Below are 19500 nucleotides of genomic sequence, written 5' to 3'. Positions count from 1 at the left end.
AAATTCCTATCTTTAAAATTAAACATTAACATTAGGCATAATTGAAAAAGAATAAAAAAATAGTAGCCTAAGAACTTTTCACACAACCTATTGAGGAATTTAATTAGACTACAATTTACTAATATTTGAAAATACAAAACCAGCTATATAAAAAATCAATCTTTTTTATATAGCTGGTACAAATAACTTAAATATAAATCCCTAAAGTATACTCATATTACAATACTAAAAATATTAAAATAATTCACTCTTTTTGTCTCTGTTCATGAGTTCATCAATAATAGACTTAGCATTCTTTCCTTCAAATAATCCTTTATAGAGCCCATCTGTTATAGGCATTGATATACCTATTCTTTCCTTCAGTTGATAAAATGCTCTGCAAGCTTTTACTCCTTCAACAACCATTCCAACTTCTTTTAAAGCATCTTCAAGAGACATACCTTTACCTATAAGTAAACCAGCCCTTCTATTTCTAGAATGCATAGATGTACAAGTAACTATTAAATCTCCCATACCGGTTAATCCGTAAAAAGTTTCCGCTCTTCCACCAAGTGCTATCCCAACTCTAGAGATTTCCTTCATCCCCCTAGTTAAAAGTGCAGCTTTTGTATTGTCTCCATACCCAAGGCCATCTATAACTCCTGCAGCTAACGCAATTACATTCTTTACAGCGCCACCAACTTCTACCCCTATTATATCGTCATTAGTATAGACTCTAAAATATGGTGTCATAAATAAATCTTGAATATCAGTTGCAAATTTCATTTCTTTAGATGTACTAACTATTGTAGTTGGTATCTTCATTACAACTTCTTCCGCATGGCTTGGTCCTGATAAAACTACAACTGGATTATCTAATTCTTCCTCAATTACAACTGATAATCTTTTATCTGTATCTTCCTCAATACCTTTTGCAATAGATATTATTGGAATATCTTTAGGAATTTTCCCTTTAATAGCTATACACATACTTCTAATTACATGGGAAGGTACTGATAAAACTATATAATCAGCACCATCTATTGCTTCTTCAATACTATTAAATGCAGTTACTCCTTTAGGAATTGCAAAATCTTTCATATACTTTTCGTTTGTTCTCTTAATGTTTATTTCATTAACAACATTCTTATCTCTATCGTATATATTAACAACATTATTTTTTTCTGCAAGTAAAACAGCTAAGGCACTTCCAAAGCTTCCTCCTCCTAAAAAAGTAATTTTACTCATAACTATTCCTTTCTTTGTCTGTATTCAATTTGTATTCCAGTTCCTTTGAAATCAAAACTATCTCTTAATTGATTTTCCAAATACCTTTCATATGAGAAGTGTCTTGCACTTTCATCATTTATGAAGAACACAAATTTAGGCGGTTTAGTTGCAACTTGAGTTGCATAGTAGATTTTCATTCTCTTAATTCCAACGATAGGTGGTTCCTTCATTAGTACAGCTTTACTTATAACATCATTTAATATACCTGTTGAAATTCTCTTATTGTAATTATCATAGCAATATCTTGCTAACTTAAGCACTTTATTAGTTCTTTGTCCTGTTAGTGCAGAGATGAATAAGTATTCAGCATAACTTAAGAACTTTAAATTTGATTGAAGATCCTTTTTAAATTTATCTAAAGTTTTATCATCTTTTTCAACCAAATCCCACTTATTAACAATAACCATAATAGCCTTTCTCAATTCATGAGCATAACCTATTATTTTTTCATCTTGTTCTGTAATTCCTTCTGTTGCATCAATCATAAGTATACACACGTCCGCTCTTTCTATTGCAGCGTAAGTTCTTATAACACTATATCTCTCAATTTCTTCTTTTACCTTGCTCTTTCTTCTAAGACCAGCCGTATCAACTAAAATAAATTTACCTTCCTCTGTTTCTAAATGACTATCTATTGAATCTCTTGTAGTTCCTGGAATATCAGAAACTATTACTCTTTCTTCTCCAAGTAATTTATTAATTAAAGAAGACTTTCCTACATTAGGTTTACCAATCATAGCTATTCTGATATATTCATCCTCTTCTTCATCATAAATAGATTTATCAAAATGCTTAACTACCTCATCAAGCATATCACCAAGTCCTAATCCTTGCCCTGCTGATATTGCCATAGGATCGCCTATTCCTAAATTATAAAATTCATACGCATTATTTTCATCTTTTAAATTGTCAACTTTATTAACAACTAAAACTACTGGTTTTTTGCTCTTTCTAAGCATAGTAGCCACTTCATTATCTGCAGCAGTTAATCCTTCTTTACCATCAACTATAAATATTATTACGTCAGCTGTCTCAATTGCAATATTTGCTTGTCTTCTCATTTGTTTTATAATAATATCATTATTCTCTGGTTCAATACCACCTGTATCTATCATAGTAAAATTATATCTCAGCCATTCAGCCTCTGCATACACCCTATCCCTTGTAACCCCTGGTGTATCTTGAACTATTGAAATTCTTTTCCCTGCTAATTTATTAAATAACGTTGATTTTCCAACATTCGGTCTTCCAACTATAGCAACTATCGGTTTACCCATTAAAATTCCTCCTCTTTATATTTAGACATATTCAAAAATAACAAGCCAGCATGCTAGTCTATTTTTCTTCATATGCCTCATTAAGTTTTTCTATTAAATCTTCACCTGTGTAGTCAACTACTATTACCTTGACATCTAAAGCTGATTCAATATCTTTAATTTTAATATCATCCAGCATTATCTGCTCATTAGAATCAGATAATTCGTAGCCTTTTCTAAACATGTTATTAGACATTATTAAATACTTACTATTTATTATTCCCTTCATCTGATTTATTATATCAGTTCCAGTTAAAAGTCCTGCTATAGTAATAGTTTCTCCAAAATAATGATTCACTATTTTGTAGACATCAAGCTGTATCTTAGGATTTTTACATTTAATTTTATTGCTGGCTTCAAGCAATTCATTATACGCCAGCTCTCCTGTAACTATAGAAAAGCTTCCCTTCATATTTAAATCCAAGTCATCTAAAGTGCTATCTATGGCATCTCTAAAACACCTAACCATTCCTATACCATCTTCTATTTGATGATAATCATCATAAAATTCCTGATTTGGAATTTCTTTATCTGCGACTAAATAAAATTCATCAGATAATCTCACAAATGGCTTACCAGTTTCTTTAATATATGTATCTTGCAATTCTTTAATATTATTGATTTCCTCAATAGATTGTTCCTTTGTATACGTATTAACATGCTTAAGTCCTTGCCTAAACTTTGTGATACCTATGGGAACTACTGCTACATCTGAAACTTCTGGATAAAGTTTATATAAATCTTCAATTGTTCTTTTAAGTTCATTTCCATTATTTATTCCTGGAACACAAACTATTTGTGCATTCATTGTAATACCTGCATCCGCTAGCCTTTGCATTCTTTCAAGAACATTGCCTGCAAATCTGTTATTTAGCATTTCAACCCTTAGATCTGGATTAGTTGTATGTACAGAAATATTAATTGGACTTATATGATATTTTATTATCCTATCAATGTCCTCATCTTTCATATTTGTTAATGTCACGAAATTTCCTTGTAAAAATGACAATCTTGAATCATCATCTTTAAAGTATAATGTTTCTCTCATTCCCTTAGGCAGCTGATCAATAAAACAAAATATACATTTATTACTGCATGATTTTGCCTTATCCATGATGCCTCCACCAAATTCTATTCCTATGTCTTCACCATACTCTTTTTCAATTTCAATTTCCCATATTTCACCACTAGGTTTTTCTATCTCTAAAACAATCTCTTCATCTGCAGATAAAAATTTATAATCTATGATATCATTTATTTCCTTATTGTTTATAGATACTAAGATATCATTTTCTTCTATCCCGACTTCCTCTGCAATTCCATTAGAGGTTACTTTTGTTATAATATTTTTCATTTTTTCACCCCTTATTATAACATTCTTATCTTTGTTATATTACATTAAACCCTTAGTTAAGTCAACAATTCATATTGTTAAAACATATTTAAACAATTGAAAGAACAAAATCGCAGGCGACTGTGGAGCCGGAGATTTTTTTACGCATCTGCCTTTTCGAACGCATGTGAGAAAAATCTGCACATAAGAAATGGCAGCTATGCTGCATATAAGAACATTTTATGCAGGCGAATATATTTTCTTTTTTATTCTCTTTTAAAAGCCAGCCTTCTAAATCAGCCTTTCTTATAAGTTATCCACAGATTATCCAACAATATAATTTCCCACAAGTGTTGATTAACCAAATTTTCACTTTAAATTATTAACTTATTTTTGATATTTTTCAAAAATAAGTTAATATATATATAGACTTCGACCTTAAGACTTTTTTTAAGCAATTTTCTTATAAATTGAATTAGTGATAATTTAACATATTTTAAATTTTTAGTCGTTTCAACATAAGTAAATTGAAGCAAAACATAAGCTATCAATGATATGAAAAGTTGATTATAGACAGCATTTTCAGTTGTTCCAAATATTCTTTTTACATTCAAGTTTTGTTTTATAAATTTAAAGAAGGTTTCAATTTTCCAACGTTCCTTGTATATTTCTGCTATTTTTTCTGGAGTAATGTTCATTAGGTCAGTGCACACTTTTACTGATTTACCATAATAATCAGTAAATTCAACTACTCTAAATCTATTTTGAGTTTTTTTAGTCTCTTTTCCTAAATAACATGTAACATCTCGAATTACAGAAGAATTTTCTACTACTCCTAAACTTCTCAATTTCTTTGGTTTTGAAAGTATTGTATTATTTTTTATTCTTATAACAAAAGATTGTTTTATTTCTTTAAACATATCAAATCTCTCATGATTTTCATAAGCCCTATCTTCAACTAAAATAGAGTGTACATCTATTAAACCTTCACCTATCGGTCCATCATGCTTTTTAGCAATAGTTTCAATAACTTTTTGTGGTGTAAAGTCATTAATATTTAAAGATATATGAAGTTTTATTCCAGATTTCTTCCCATTAAATTTTGCCCATTTAAGACGGTTTTCACCTACGGTCACGGTAGTTGAATCAATTGCTATTAATTGTTTTGGCAAATTTAGAATTCTTCGCATTCTACGATTACATTTAGAAACAATAATCTCAAATAAAGTTTTAGAAATTTTGTAATCTACCTTAGAGGCTTTTTTAGAAATAGTTGAATAATCAACTGGTGTTAGCCCTACTGATTCCATATGCTCAACGCCATCCCTATAACTCTTATATTCATTCGTAGCTGCTGCAATAAAGAATTTTATTAAATCATATAATGTGAATTTTCTTGCAGTATCAACATATTCTAAAACTTTACTAAATTTTTCAACTTCCTTTTCACTTAAAAATGTTTGAAATATATCAAATATAGTGGTAGTATTTTTCATGAGGGCATTCTCCTTAAGTATTATTTTGGTTCGCACTTTAATATTACTACAGAATGACCTCATTTTTTATATATTTTCACTTCTATTTTTTGGTTAATCAACACATATGGGAATTTATCACAAGTGTTGATTAACCAAATTTTTACTTTAAATTATTAACTTATTTTTGATATTTTTCAAAAATAAGTTAATAGATATATAGACTTCGACCTTAAGACTTTTTTTAAGCAATTTTCTTACAAATTGAATTAGTGATAATTTAACATATTTTAAATTTTTAGTCGTTTCAACATAAGTAAATTGAAGCAAAACATAAGCTATCAATGATATGAAAAGTTGATTATAGACAGCATTTTCAGTTGTTCCAAATATTCTTTTTACATTCAAGTTTTGTTTTATAAATTTAAAGAAGGTTTCAATTTTCCAACGTTCCTTGTATATTTCTGCTATTTTTTCTGGAGTAATGTTCATTAGGTCAGTGCACACTTTTACTGATTTACCATAATAATCAGTAAATTCAACTACTCTAAATCTATTTTGAGTTTTTTTAGTCTCTTTTCCTAAATAACATGTAACATCTCGAATTACAGAAGAATTTTCTACTACTCCTAAACTTCTCAATTTCTTTGGTTTTGAAAGTATTGTATTATTTTTTATTCTTATAACAAAAGATTGTTTTATTTCTTTAAACATATCAAATCTCTCATGATTTTCATAAGCCCTATCTTCAACTAAAATAGAGTGTACATCTATTAAACCTTCACCTATCGGTCCATCATGCTTTTTAGCAATAGTTTCAATAACTTTTTGTGGTGTAAAGTCATTAATATTTAAAGATATATGAAGTTTTATTCCAGATTTCTTCCCATTAAATTTTGCCCATTTAAGACGGTTTTCACCTACGGTCACGGTAGTTGAATCAATTGCTATTAATTGTTTTGGCAAATTTAGAATTCTTCGCATTCTACGATTACATTTAGAAACAATAATCTCAAATAAAGTTTTAGAAATTTTGTAATCTACCTTAGAGGCTTTTTTAGAAATAGTTGAATAATCAACTGGTGTTAGCCCTACTGATTCCATATGCTCAACGCCATCCCTATAACTCTTATATTCATTCGTAGCTGCTGCAATAAAGAATTTTATTAAATCATATAATGTGAATTTTCTTGCAGTATCAACATATTCTAAAATTTTACTAAATTTTTCAACTTCCTTTTCACTTAAAAATGTTTGAAATATATCAAATATAGTGGTAGTATTTTTCATGAGGGCATTCTCCTTAAGTATTATTTTGGTTCGCACTTTAATATTACTACAGAATGACCTCATTTTTTATATATTTTCACTTCTATTTTTTGGTTAATCAACACATATGATAATTTCCTAGAGAATAAAAAATGTTCTTAATAAAAAGAACATTTTCCTACATTTATATACTACTATTCATTTAGATCAACATAAGCTCCTGTTTTTGAAAAGATAGTCCATTCACATATATTAGTTACGTGATCTCCTATTCTTTCCAAATACTTTATTACAAATAGCAATTGAGTTCCTTCTTGAAGTAAGCTTTCATCTTTTTTTATTGCTTTAACAAAAGAAGCAAACAAGGATCTATATATAGTATCTATCTCATCATCTTTTTTGCAAATTCTATATGCCATTTCATCATCATCATTAACGTGAGAATCTATAGATGCCTTTATCATATATCTTGCTTTTCTTTCCATATCCCATAAATCCTCTGAAACCTTTTTAAGAGAATTAACATTTTTACCAATTCTTTTAGTTATTTTGCAAATATCCACTGCATAATCTGCTATTCTTTCTAAATCTGTCACTATTTTAGAAACAGTGAATACTCTTCTCAAATCTGTTGCCAGAGGTTGCTCTGATGCAATAAATTTAATACACTGTTCTTCAATTATTTTTTGCAATTCATCAACTTTATCATCAGCCTTAATAATTTTTTCTACTGCTTCTACGTCACAATTCTTTAAACACAGCATACTTTCATATATTTGCTTTTCTACTAAGTCTGCCATAATTACTAGTTGTCTATTTATATTTTTTACTTTAGTATCTTGTGATCCTCTTGTCATTCTTCCATTGCCCCTTCATACTTAAATTTATCGTTTACACCTAATTACACCTTAGTTACATATAAAAAATAATCATTAACTAGATTCTTATTAAATTTCCGATTAACTACTATGAATCATTTTATTATATGATATATTTCATTTATGCTTTCAATTTATTTTTTTCATATTACATTAATATAATACCTAAGTCAAGAAATTCATAGCCAAATGATAAAAATGTCCTCAATAAATTAAGGACACTTTATAATACTTATACCTTATTCATTTAAATCAACATAGGAACCTGTTTTTGAAAAAATAGTCCATTCACATATATTGGTTACATGATCTCCTATTCTCTCTAGGTATTTTATTGCAAACAGTAATTGAGTTCCTTCCTGAAGCAGCTTTTCATCTACTTTTATTGAGTTAATCAAAGTGGAGAATAAAGATTTATAGAATGCATCTATTTCATCATCCTTTTCGCAAACCTTATATGCCATTTCCTCATCTTCGTTAATATATGAATCTACAGAAGCTCTTATCATAGCTCTAACTTTATCGTCCATCTCCCATAATTCTTCTGAACCTTTTTCAAATGAGCTTATCTTTTTCCCAATCCTCTTTGTTATCTTACATATATCTACTGCATAGTCTGCCATTCTTTCTAAATCCGTCACTATTTTAGATGCTGTAAATACTCTCCTCAAATCTGTTGCGAGCGGCTGTTCAGTTGCTATAAATTTGATACATTCCTCTTCTATCATTTTTTGCATATCATCAACAATATCATCATTCTTAATAACTTGCTCAGCCTTTTCTAGATCATATTTTTTTAAACTTAGCAAACTCTCATATATTTGCTTTTCAACTAGACTAGACATTTTTAGCAGCTCTCTATTTATATTTTTTACTCTTGTATCCTGCGATCCCCTTGTCATAATTATCATTGCCCCCTTTTAGCCAAATCTACCTGTAATATAATCTTCTGTTCTCTTATCTCTTGGATTATAAAATATGTCTTCTGTTTTTCCGAACTCTATAACTTCTCCATTTAAAAAGAATGCAGTTTTATCAGCTATTCTCCCTGCTTGCTGCATATTATGAGTTACAATGATAACTGTATATTTCTTCTTTAATTCATCCATAAGTTCTTCCATTTTTCCAGTTGATATTGGATCTAATGCAGATGTTGGTTCATCCATTAAAATCACTTCTGGAGAAACCGCCAATGTTCTAGCAATACATAATCTTTGTTGTTGTCCACCTGACATTCCAAGCGCACTTGATTTTAGCCTATCTTTAGTCTCGTCCCAAAGCGCTGCTCCTCTTAAGCTTTTTTCTACTATTTCATCTAAGATCTTCTTATTTTTTGTGCCGTGTATTCTAGGTCCATATGCAATGTTATCATAAATCGACATTGGAAATGGATTTGGTCTTTGGAATACCATTCCGATTCTTTCTCTTAAATATATATCATCATAGTCCTTATATATATCCTTACCTTCAAAAAACACTTCCCCAGTTATTTTTACAATCTCAATTAAATCATTCATTCTATTTAAAGTTCTTAGGAAAGTTGATTTTCCGCAGCCTGAAGGTCCAATAAGTGCTGTAACTTCATTTTTATTTATGGACATATTTATATCTTTAAGGGCCTGATTATCACCATAATATAAGCATAAATCTTTTGTTTCTATAATATTCATAACTATCTCCTACTTCCCACTATAAGCTTTCATCAATCTATTTCCAATTAACCTTGCACAAACATTGAATAAGAGAACCGCTATTATAAGCACAGCCGCTGTTCCGTTAGCTATTTGAGCAGCATCAACCACTGCGCCTTCTGAATTTAGCTTCCATATATGGACAGCTAAAGTTTCTGCTGGCCTAAAAAGTGAAAATGCTGACCTGTTCCCAGCCATACTTATGGTATTGAAATTTAAATTTTTAGAACTTAATCCTGCAGTATATAAAAATGCTGCTGCCTCACCAAAAATTCTTCCTGCTGCTAGTATTATACCCGTTAATATCTCTCCCATAGCTGTCGGAACCGTAAGCTTCGCTAATGTTTGCCATCTAGTTGCTCCAAGCCCCAAAGATGCTTCTTTAACCCTTTTACTTGCTGTATTTATTGCATTTTCTGAAATTCTAGTCATTGAAGGTATATTTAATATACTTACAGATAAAGCACCTGCAAGTATTGAATATCCCCATCCCGCCATATTTACAAAAACCAATAATCCAAACATACCAATAACAATAGATGGAAGTGAAGACATTGTTTCAAGGGACATTCTTATAAATTTAAGAATAGGTCCTTCTTTAGCATACTCTGCCAAATAAATTCCCGCTCCAACACCAATAGGAATTGTTATAACCAAAGAAATAACAAGCATATAAAATGAATTAAATAATTGCGGTGCTATTCCTCCTCCTGCTCCTGTAAGCTTTGGATTACCAAAAAGGAATGACGGTTTTAACATACTTCCACCTTTATATAAAATATATAAAATAAATGCACCAAGTAAAACCACTATGAACATACTTATTATATAAAATATAACTGTCGCAATTTTATCTACTTTTTTTGCATTCATTATACCGCACTCCTTTTCTCAATTACTCTTACTATAACTATAAATATAAAAGAAATCACAAGTAAAATTAATGCTAATGTCCATAATGCATCATTCCATGGCGTTCCGCCGACAGTATTAGCCATATCCATTGTTATTATACTTGTTAATGTTGCCATTGAGGAAGTGATACTATCAGGTATCTTTACAGTGTTACCAATTACCATTTGAACTGCTAACGCTTCTCCAAAAGCCCTTGCAATACCAAGTACTACACCTGTTAATATCCCTGATTTGGCGCCTGGAACTATTATCCTATAAATCGTCTGCCATCTTGTAGCTCCAAGGCCATATGATGCCTCAATGTGATCTTGAGGTATTGTTTTTATAGCATCTATAGATAACGTTGCTATAGTTGGTAAAATCATTAATGATAAAACTAAAATCCCTGCGATTAAAGAAAATCCCATTCCTCCAAAACTTCCTTTTATAAATGGTACTAACACAGAGATACCGACCCAACCATAAACAACAGAAGGTATTCCAACTAATACTTCTAATGAAGGTTTAATTATCTTTCTCCCAAATTTGCTTGATATGACATTCACAAATATCGCCAAAGCAATAGCAATAGGTGCACTTATAACTACTGCACCTATTGATACTAAGGTTGACCCTAAGATGAAAGCGAGAGCTCCAAAGGAAGGCTCTCCACCTTTGTTTGGCTTCCAATTATTTGTGAATAAAAATTCTGTGACACTATATCCATCTTTTGTGAATATTCTTATCCCTTTTGAAGCTATAAATACTATGATTGATATTGTTATCACTATTATTAATATTGCACATAGCCTTGCAAAGCCTTGGCCCAAATACTCATTTTTAAGCCTTTCTTTAAAACTTCTTTTTTCCATCTTTACTCATCCCTTAATTGAAATTATTTTACTTTCATTTCACTTCCTGAAACAAATCCTAAATTATCTAAAACTGATTTATCAACTTTATTTGTAACATAATCTATAAAACTCTTAGCTACTCCTGTTGCTTCGCCTTTAGTATACATATGTCCCCATGACCAGAACTTATATGATCCATCAGATATATTTGCTTTTTCAGCTGCAACTCCGTCAAGTTTTACTATTTTTATAGCATCCTTAGCTTCTTGTGTGTTCATATATGCAAGACCTAAATAACTAATTGCACCATCATTTTGTTTCATTGCACTTAAAACTGCTCCATTTGAATCTTGAGTTACTCCTAATGATTCGTTTTCTGCTGATTTATCTCCACCAAGAATTACCTTTTCGAATGTTGCTCTTGTTCCAGAACCTGCTGTTCTATGAACTAATAATATTGGCTTATCAGGTCCTCCAACTTCTTTCCAGTTAGTTACCTTTCCAGAGAATATATCTTTAATTTGAGCTGATGTTAAATTATCTATTCCAAGTGATTTGCTTACCGCAACACCAAAACCTTCTGCTACAACTTTATGATCAACCAACTGACTTGCTTTATCTTTATCTAATTTTTCTTCTGCAAAAATATCTGAATTTCCTACATCTACTGATCCATCTAGTACTTGAGTAAGACCTGTACCTGATCCACCTGCTTGAGCACTAATTTGTGCATCTGGATTTTCCTTATTATATGTTTCAATTGCTTGTTCCATTAGTGGAAGCAATGCAGATGAACCACTCATTGTTATTGATCCACTTACTTTATCACTTGATTCAGTCTTTGTACCTGTTTCTGATTTATTTGATGAGCTTCCACACCCAACCATTGCACTTCCTATAACTGTCACTAACAAAGCCCCTACGATTAACTTTAATGTTCTTTTTTTCATTATAAATTCCCTCCATCAATAAATTCGACATAAATTATGTTGGTTAAATTGTTTCTTATTACATATCTAATAATATACCCATTTAGTTAATCTATTATTAGAGAATTGTTAAGTTATATTAGAGTGGTGTTAAGAAAATTTAACATACCTTTTATAATAATTAAAAAATGCGCAAAGTTTTTACCACTTTGCGCATTATCTGTTATAAATATGGAATTTTTACTTCAAAACAAGTTCCTACTCCAAGCTCACTTTTAACATAAATCTCTCCGTTAAAAATTTTAACAATATGTTTTACAATTGCTAAACCAAGACCTGTTCCACCTTTTTTTCTTGATTTATCAACTCTATAAAATCGTTCGAAGATTCTTGATATATCTTCCTTAGGTATTCCTAATCCATTATCCTTTACTCTTAAGCAATAATATTTATCTTCATTATAACTTAACACTTCGACTTTTCCGGAAGTATCCTTAGAGTATTTTATTGCATTTTCTATTAAATTCAAAGCTAGTTGATGGAATTTATCTCTATCTCCAAAGATCTTCTCATTACTATTATCTTTAAATTCTAATTTAATATTTTTATTAATCGCAGTTTTTCTCATTATATTAATTACTTCTTCAATTACTGACCCTGGTTCGAACTCATGCATATCAACCGCTAAGTTGCTTTCAATATTAGATAACACTAATATATCATTTATAAGTCTTGATAATCGTTCAGCTTCTTTATCTATAATATCTAAAAATTTCTCTCTTGTTTCGTCATCCTTAACAAATTTTAAAGTTTCAGCAAATCCCTTTATAGATGTTAACGGAGTCTTCAATTCATGAGATACATTGGCAACAAACTGGCTTCTCATAAGTTCTACTCTATTTATATCAGTTATGTCTTGAAAAGTTATAACCTTTCCTACGCCTTCCATTCCATCTACCATAGCTGATTTCTTAATTTTGAAATCCCTTTCCATTGGATGACGTATTTTTATTTCTTTATCATTTACATCATCTTGTTCTAAGAATCTGATTATATCATAGTCCTTTATATGGTCTAATAAACATTCGCCTACAATATTTTTTTTAATGCCAAGTAACGATTCTGCACACGGATTAATTGAAATTACCATATTGCAATTATCAACAGCTATAACTCCGCTTTCCATACTTTTTAATATTGATTCTATTTTATTTTGATTATCTATAACTTCACGAATCTTTATTTGTAGCTGTTCCGCCATATTATTGAAGCTATTTCCCAAAGTCCCAAGCTCATCATTTGTATTGATATTGGCTCTTATTTTATAGTCCCCATGAGTCATTTTCAAAGTTACACTTTCTAACTCTTTAACTGGATCAATAATTTTTTTAACTAGTCTTAATGATAGAAATAAAGAAAATGGCATAACCACAAGTAATATTCCAAAACAATATTTAATATTTTCTTTAAGTATTATAGTAACAGAATTTATGCTTACAGAACTTCTAATTACAAAGTTATTGTTAAGCCTAGTAGCATAATATATTAAATCTGACTTAATTGTCTCGCTGTATCTCTTTGAATACCCTTCACCAGTTTCCATTGCTTTCTTAACTTCTTCTCTATCCCTATGATTTTCACTACTCTTCTGCTCATTATCATATAAGACAACTCCATTATCATTTATAAGGGTAAATCTTACGTCTATACCATTTATTTTCGTATTATTTAATGCTTTTAACTCTTCATAATCATTTCTACTAATATCAGTAACATCATTAAGTTCAGAAACTAGCAAATTTATGTTTCTAAGTTGTTCTTTTGTATTTTTAATTTGTTCTAAATTTATTATTGTGATAAAAGAAGATGCTACAATTAATAGTGCAAATAGCACAGTTATAATAACTGAAGTTAATATTTTGTTTTTCATTTTTACTCAGCTGGGTTAAATCTATAACCTACTCCTCTTATAGTTTCAATAAATCTCGGATTTTTATCGTCTTCTTCTATCTTCTTTCTAAGATATCTTATATGAACATCTACAGTTCTTGTTTCTCCTATATACTCATAACCCCAAATCTTATCTAATAGAGTTTCCCTTTTGAGTATTCTTCCTTTATTCTTTATTAGTATTTGTAAAAGTTCAAATTCTTTTAAAGTTAAATCAACCTTTCTATCATTCACATATACCTCATGACGTTCAAAGTCTACTTTAAGATTTTCTGAATTATAAACATCATCTTCTGCCTCATTAAATGAGCTTGTTCTTCTTAAAACTGCCTTTACTCTTGCAAGTAATTCCCTGACCGAAAATGGTTTTGTTATATAATCGTCAGCTCCAAGTTCTAGCCCAAGTATCTTATCAAGTTCTTCGCCTTTAGCTGTTAACATTATTATTGATGTTTTTTTCATTTCAGAATCTCTCTTTATTTCTTTACAAACATCAAATCCATCCATACCTGGCAGCATTAAATCAAGCAATAACAAGCTCGGCTTCTCAGCCTTAGCTATTTTCACTGCATCAATACCATTATTAGCACTTAAAACCTCATACCCAGCATTAACTAAATTAAAATGTAATAATTCAACTATATGTTCTTCATCATCTACAATCAAAATTTTTTCATTAGCCATATTTCATCTTCCCCCTTAACGTGAAATAATAAAAGAAAACATTCTACCATAGGAACCCTGAGATTTTCTATATGAATGCAATTTAATATCACTACTACAATAAGTACACAAATCTAAACTATTTATATTGCACTCATTTATTCCAGATTTCCTTAGATCGTCTATTATGCACGCTTCAAGATTAAGATTATTTCCATTAAATAGCTCTTTTTCATTTATTGTATCTTTCTTTTCAATAAACTTCTGCTTTAAATCTTCTGAAACTTCATAACAACATTTTCTAATATGTGGTCCTATATAAGCCTTAATATTTCTTACATCAGATCCAAATTCATTTTTCATTTTATCTATTGTCTTCAATGTAATAGACTCGAAGGTACCTCTCCATCCACTGTGTATCGCAGCTGTAACCTCTTTTTCCTCATCTACCAATATAACCGGTACACAATCAGCAGTAAAAACCCCAATAATAACATTTTTTTCATTTGTTATTATTGCATCTCCCTCTTCATCTATAATATCTTTCCCATTACCTTCATATTTTAATATTCTACCACTATGAATTTGCTTTATATATATTATATTATCTGCATTAAATTCTTTTTTTAATGAATTTAATTCTCTAACTCCCTCTTCTGTATTTCTATTAAAACTTCTTCCTTTTTCTGCATTTGTGAATATAATTTCAAATTTTTTACCATTTATTATTGTAAAATCATCTTTAATTTCTAAGTCTTTCAACTCTAATGTATTCACTCTAATCCTCCAATAAATTAATACTTTTTTAATAATGTATATGAAAATAAAAGTCACAAAGCCACCATGAAATCTTCTTATATACAGCTAGATACTTTTTATAAGAATAAAATCCTTGTTCCATTTAATTCATTTTAATTCTTTACTTAATATTAACATTTTATTAGCTGCTTGGCATCTTTATTAACTGAAGTTTAACTTATATATAACATTTTTCATTATAAAAAGGACATTGAAAACTTTTCAACATCCTTAATTATGTGATTATGTTCTAAGATTTTTTATTTCTTCTAGGAAAGTATCTATATCCTTAAATTGTCTATAAACTGACGCGAATCTTACATATGATATTTCATCTAACTCTTTCAATCTAGCCATAACCATTTCCCCTATTTCATTTGATGGGATTTCAGTGAGCATACTATTAGATATTGTTTTTTCTATATCATATGCTATTTCTTCGATTTGCTTTCTAGATATGGGTCTTTTTTGACATGCAATAATTAATCCGTTAATTATTTTTTCTTTGTTGAAATTTTCTCTAGTTAAATCTTTTTTAATTACTAGGATTGGAAAATCCTCTATTTTTTCATATGTAGTATAACGCTTATTACATTTTAAACATTCTCGTCTTCTTCTAATTGTTGTATTGTCATCCGTTGACCTTGAATCAACAACCTTACTTTCTTCAAATCCGCAAAATGGACATTTCATACTTTCATTCACCTCTTTGCTTTCGTATATCAAAACCTATACTTATTATAACTATATTTTTGAAATATGGCTATACATTGTTTGCATTTACTTTTTCTTTATCTTTTGCCTTCACCAATATAACATCTGTTCCTATTTTTACTATATCGCTCCACAAAATCTCTTTTTCATCTTCTTTTGCAAACCATGATTTTATTTCTCCTGGTAATATTAACGCAACTATTTTATTTTCATCGCAGTCTATCTTAAAATCTTTTATAAACCCGATTTTAGTTCCTGTTAATATATCTATAACTTCCATACTTCTCATAGCATTGAGTGAATGTAATTCAAGTTCCATAATTATCCCCCACCATTATAATATTATTAAACTCTCATTCTTATACGTGTTTTCTCATATGCTTTAGTGCTGTTTTTTCTAATCTTGAAACTTGTGCTTGTGAAATTCCAATTTCATCTGCTACTTCCATTTGAGTTCTTCCATTGAAAAATCTTAAATTCAATATAAGCTTCTCTCTATCAGTAAGTTTTTTCATTGCTTCTTTTATTGAAATATTTTCAAGCCAATGTTCATCTGTATTTTTTGCATCACTTATTTGATCCATTACATAAATGGCATCTCCTCCATCATGATAAATCGGTTCAAATAGCGATACGGGATCTTGTATTGCATCTAACGCAAATACAACTTCTTCTCTTGGCAATTCAAGTTCTTTTGCAATCTGCGATATAGTAGGCTCTTTATTATTGTCTTTTATAAATTTTTCTCTCATAATAAGAGCTTTATAAGCTATATCCCTTAAAGATCTACTTACCCTAATAGAATTATTATCTCTTAGGTATCTTCTAATTTCCCCAATTATCATAGGAACTGCATAAGTTGAAAATTTAACATTTTGAGACAAATCAAAATTATCTATTGATTTCATTAAGCCTATGCAGCCTACTTGGAATAAGTCATCGATATTTTCTCCTCTATTATTAAACCGTTGAATAACACTAAGTACTAATCTCAAATTTCCCTTTATAAAAGTTTCTCTTGCGTTCTTATCTCCAGCTTGCATTTGTAAAAAAAGCTGCTTCTTTTCTTTTTCTTTAAGTATAGGGAGTTTTGAAGTATTAACGCCACATATTTCTACTTTGTTAATTATCACAAGTATTCACCCCTTCGAAAGTAATAATCCATTGCATTAAACATTATCTCCGATAGGCAATACTTTTATACTTGAAGACAAGCTAAATCATTCTACTTATTTCTTTTTTCAATCTTTTAATTATTTTTTTCTCTAATCTAGAAATGTAAGATTGTGAGATTCCAAGCATATCCGCGACCTCTTTTTGAGTTTTTTCTCTTGTTCCATTTAAACCAAATCTAAGTCTTACTATTTCTTTTTCTCTATCATTTAAGCTCTTTAATGCCATAACTAATAACTGCTTATCTACTTCATCTTCTATCAAATTATAAACAGTATCGTTTTCAGTTCCTAATATATCTGATAACAGAAGTTCATTTCCATCCCAGTCAATATTAAGAGGTTCATAAAATGATATTTCAGCTTTTATCTTGCTATTTCTCCTTAAATACATAAGTATTTCATTTTCTATACATCTAGACGCATAAGTTGCAAGCTTTATCTTTTTCTCTGGATTAAAAGTATTTACTGCTTTTATTAATCCAATGGTACCAACTGATATTAAATCTTCTACATATACACCTGTGTTTTCAAATTTTCTTGCTATATAAACAACCAATCTTAAATTTCTTTCAATTAAAGTACTTCTTATATTTTCATCTCCACCATTTAATTTATTTACCAAATCTTCTTCTTCATCTTTTGATAATGGTGGTGGTAGAGCATCATTTCCTCCTACATAATATAATTTTTTTCTAAACAACTTGAACTTACATAATAATTTATTAAAAAACAGAACTAACTTTTCCATAAATATCCCCCTTATAGACTATTCCCCTTGATAATAAGGCATTAAATTCGCATTCTTTACTTAATTTTTCTTTACATGGACATATTATTGCATCGACTTCTTCATATAGATGATAATTATTGCTTATTTTTATGTTGTTAACTTTTATACCTTTAAGACTTCCTCCATATCCTATTGAACTGTAAAGCACATGATATGTATTGATACTATTAAAATCCACATCACTTATTAGATTTTCTTCAATTAAAATACATGGAAGATTTGTAATTGGCTCTCTAAGCTCATTTCCAGTATCTAAAAAGCTTTTAATACTATATTGCTTGCCTTCTATATTGAATTCAATCTCAAAAACAAAATTCCTTACAAACAGCTTGTCTCTAATGTATTCCACAAGTCTGCTAAAAATTATATACATAATCATTACTCCTAGCATAATATATTTAATTGAATACTTCTCTATTTTGAATGTAGTTCCTAATAAATATAAATTTTGCTTTAATGAAAATAGAAAACATACTCCACTTAAAGTAAATGTCATCATTAGAAATATAATAAGAATCTTGATCATATTAAGAATATTTGTTTTTCCATACACTATTCTGAGCATCATGAACGCAACAATTAATTCAATAGGTAAACAAGATAATATGTTTAACTGTGGAATAACTAAAACCAATGTATAAATTCCACCCAATAAACTGGAGCTTAAGAGCGCAATTACCTTACATTTATGCTTTATGCATTTCATAGTTACTGTTAACAAAAAGAAATTTACTATGCAATTTTCCAAAACCAAGGTATCAACATAAATTTCCATCTCAACGCCTCCAGTCTGTCTGGATTTTATTATATACTTCTTTCTCATAAAAATTTGTCACAATCACATTAAATCTTTTTGTTTTTTTAATTGAACTTTTTACATTTATTTACACTATATTTTTTTGTACTCTTTTTTATATTTAAAACTAACTTAATATGTAAAAATAAATTCTTTTATCTTATATAAATTTGCTAAAAATAAGTGGAATAAATTTTAAGTCATTCTATTCTAAATTTAATTATGTAATTTAAATTTAGAAATACCCAACTTTAAAACTAAATTTATATGATAACTTACCGAAATCATAAATATTTTGATTCCGAAAAGCTATGAAAATATCGCTGAATGTTCTAAGCAGCAGGTTGTATCCAATTTAGCATGCTCCAACTTTCAGTTTGACAAGCTAAATTGGAACAACCTACAGCTAAGAACCTTTAACAGCTCATTTTCAAATGTTTTCTTCACAAATATATTTATGATTTCTAGTGAAGATATGAACTCAAAGTTTTCGCAACTTTGTAAATATGTTCATCTAATAAGCCTAATTCTTAAATTGTCTATCTAATAGGGTTCCATATTGATACCAATACATATCTACTGTTCAAATTTCCTGAATACCAGCGATATTGAAATTTTATAAGTTTGAATATCATTGTAGAACCCTATAGATAATCCAACTAAGACGCGAACTTATGCATATAACTCTCTGAAACGAATAATATAT

General features: G+C 29.4%; 19 protein-coding genes. All 19 read right to left on the bottom strand.

From position 1 onward, the window contains the following. Positions 1 to 234: 234 nt before the first annotated feature. The 19 genes from KEC93_RS06335 to KEC93_RS06245 all read right to left on the bottom strand — a co-directional run bounded on the left by KEC93_RS06335 (position 235) and on the right by KEC93_RS06245 (position 18773). Complete coding sequence (locus tag KEC93_RS06335; protein WP_077869197.1) at positions 235 to 1227, bottom strand: NAD(P)H-dependent glycerol-3-phosphate dehydrogenase; 993 nt, start codon at positions 1225 to 1227, stop codon at positions 235 to 237. Positions 1228 to 1229: 2 nt separating this feature from the next. Beyond that, the gene (gene der, locus KEC93_RS06330) at positions 1230 to 2546 is read right to left on the bottom strand and encodes a ribosome biogenesis GTPase Der (protein ID WP_039772301.1); all 1317 of its coding nucleotides are present in this window, start codon (positions 2544 to 2546) and stop codon (positions 1230 to 1232) included. Between the two features lie 58 nt (positions 2547 to 2604). Further along, positions 2605 to 3939 (bottom strand): radical SAM protein, encoded by a 1335-nt coding sequence (locus tag KEC93_RS06325; RefSeq protein ID WP_039772303.1) that lies wholly within the window; start codon positions 3937 to 3939, stop codon positions 2605 to 2607. Positions 3940 to 4292: 353 nt separating this feature from the next. After that, the gene (locus tag KEC93_RS06320) at positions 4293 to 5414 is read right to left on the bottom strand and encodes an IS4 family transposase (RefSeq protein WP_172462732.1); all 1122 of its coding nucleotides are present in this window, start codon (positions 5412 to 5414) and stop codon (positions 4293 to 4295) included. Between the two features lie 147 nt (positions 5415 to 5561). Continuing rightward, positions 5562 to 6683, bottom strand: a complete 1122-nt coding sequence (locus KEC93_RS06315) for an IS4 family transposase (RefSeq protein ID WP_172462699.1) — start codon at positions 6681 to 6683, stop codon at positions 5562 to 5564. Positions 6684 to 6856: 173 nt separating this feature from the next. After that, a complete protein-coding gene (phoU, locus tag KEC93_RS06310) occupies positions 6857 to 7519 on the bottom strand; it encodes a phosphate signaling complex protein PhoU (RefSeq protein ID WP_077868362.1) in 663 nt (220 codons plus the stop codon). A gap of 260 nt (positions 7520 to 7779) precedes the next feature. Beyond that, entirely contained in the window at positions 7780 to 8442 is a 663-nt protein-coding gene (gene phoU, locus KEC93_RS06305; protein ID WP_011968471.1) for a phosphate signaling complex protein PhoU, read from the bottom strand. 18 nt (positions 8443 to 8460) lie between these two features. Beyond that, positions 8461 to 9210 carry a phosphate ABC transporter ATP-binding protein PstB gene (gene pstB / locus KEC93_RS06300; RefSeq protein ID WP_011968470.1) on the bottom strand — a complete coding sequence of 250 codons (750 nt, stop codon included), beginning with the start codon at positions 9208 to 9210 and terminating at the stop codon, positions 8461 to 8463. Between the two features lie 9 nt (positions 9211 to 9219). Next, positions 9220 to 10104: a phosphate ABC transporter permease PstA gene (gene pstA, locus KEC93_RS06295; protein WP_077868361.1), complete on the bottom strand. Its 885-nt coding sequence runs from the start codon at positions 10102 to 10104 to the stop codon at positions 9220 to 9222. Then, positions 10104 to 10997 carry a phosphate ABC transporter permease subunit PstC gene (pstC, locus tag KEC93_RS06290; protein ID WP_077868360.1) on the bottom strand — a complete coding sequence of 298 codons (894 nt, stop codon included), beginning with the start codon at positions 10995 to 10997 and terminating at the stop codon, positions 10104 to 10106. Before pstC ends, pstA begins: the two co-directional genes overlap by 1 nt. A 23-nt stretch (positions 10998 to 11020) precedes the next feature. Continuing rightward, the gene (locus tag KEC93_RS06285) at positions 11021 to 11929 is read right to left on the bottom strand and encodes a phosphate ABC transporter substrate-binding protein (RefSeq protein ID WP_077868359.1); all 909 of its coding nucleotides are present in this window, start codon (positions 11927 to 11929) and stop codon (positions 11021 to 11023) included. Positions 11930 to 12131: 202 nt separating this feature from the next. Beyond that, positions 12132 to 13838 carry a sensor histidine kinase gene (locus KEC93_RS06280; protein WP_077868358.1) on the bottom strand — a complete coding sequence of 569 codons (1707 nt, stop codon included), beginning with the start codon at positions 13836 to 13838 and terminating at the stop codon, positions 12132 to 12134. 2 nt (positions 13839 to 13840) lie between these two features. Next, a complete protein-coding gene (locus tag KEC93_RS06275) occupies positions 13841 to 14542 on the bottom strand; it encodes a winged helix-turn-helix domain-containing protein (protein ID WP_011968465.1) in 702 nt (233 codons plus the stop codon). Positions 14543 to 14557: 15 nt separating this feature from the next. Beyond that, positions 14558 to 15298: a peptidoglycan editing factor PgeF gene (gene pgeF, locus KEC93_RS06270; protein WP_077868357.1), complete on the bottom strand. Its 741-nt coding sequence runs from the start codon at positions 15296 to 15298 to the stop codon at positions 14558 to 14560. Positions 15299 to 15562: 264 nt separating this feature from the next. Then, entirely contained in the window at positions 15563 to 16012 is a 450-nt protein-coding gene (nrdR, locus tag KEC93_RS06265) for a transcriptional regulator NrdR (RefSeq protein ID WP_011968463.1), read from the bottom strand. Positions 16013 to 16082: 70 nt separating this feature from the next. Next, positions 16083 to 16352 carry a YlmC/YmxH family sporulation protein gene (locus tag KEC93_RS06260; protein WP_011968462.1) on the bottom strand — a complete coding sequence of 90 codons (270 nt, stop codon included), beginning with the start codon at positions 16350 to 16352 and terminating at the stop codon, positions 16083 to 16085. Between the two features lie 40 nt (positions 16353 to 16392). Next, entirely contained in the window at positions 16393 to 17166 is a 774-nt protein-coding gene (gene sigG / locus KEC93_RS06255) for an RNA polymerase sporulation sigma factor SigG (RefSeq protein ID WP_011968461.1), read from the bottom strand. 82 nt (positions 17167 to 17248) lie between these two features. Next, complete coding sequence (sigE, locus tag KEC93_RS06250) at positions 17249 to 17956, bottom strand: RNA polymerase sporulation sigma factor SigE (protein ID WP_011968460.1); 708 nt, start codon at positions 17954 to 17956, stop codon at positions 17249 to 17251. Then, positions 17931 to 18773 carry a sigma-E processing peptidase SpoIIGA gene (locus KEC93_RS06245; RefSeq protein ID WP_171780169.1) on the bottom strand — a complete coding sequence of 281 codons (843 nt, stop codon included), beginning with the start codon at positions 18771 to 18773 and terminating at the stop codon, positions 17931 to 17933. Before KEC93_RS06245 ends, sigE begins: the two co-directional genes overlap by 26 nt. Positions 18774 to 19500 lie beyond the last annotated feature (727 nt).

Origin of the sequence: Clostridium beijerinckii, from assembly GCF_018223745.1 — a bacterium.
GTDB lineage: Bacteria > Bacillota > Clostridia > Clostridiales > Clostridiaceae > Clostridium > Clostridium beijerinckii.
This window is presented reverse-complemented; position numbering and strand designations above follow the sequence as displayed.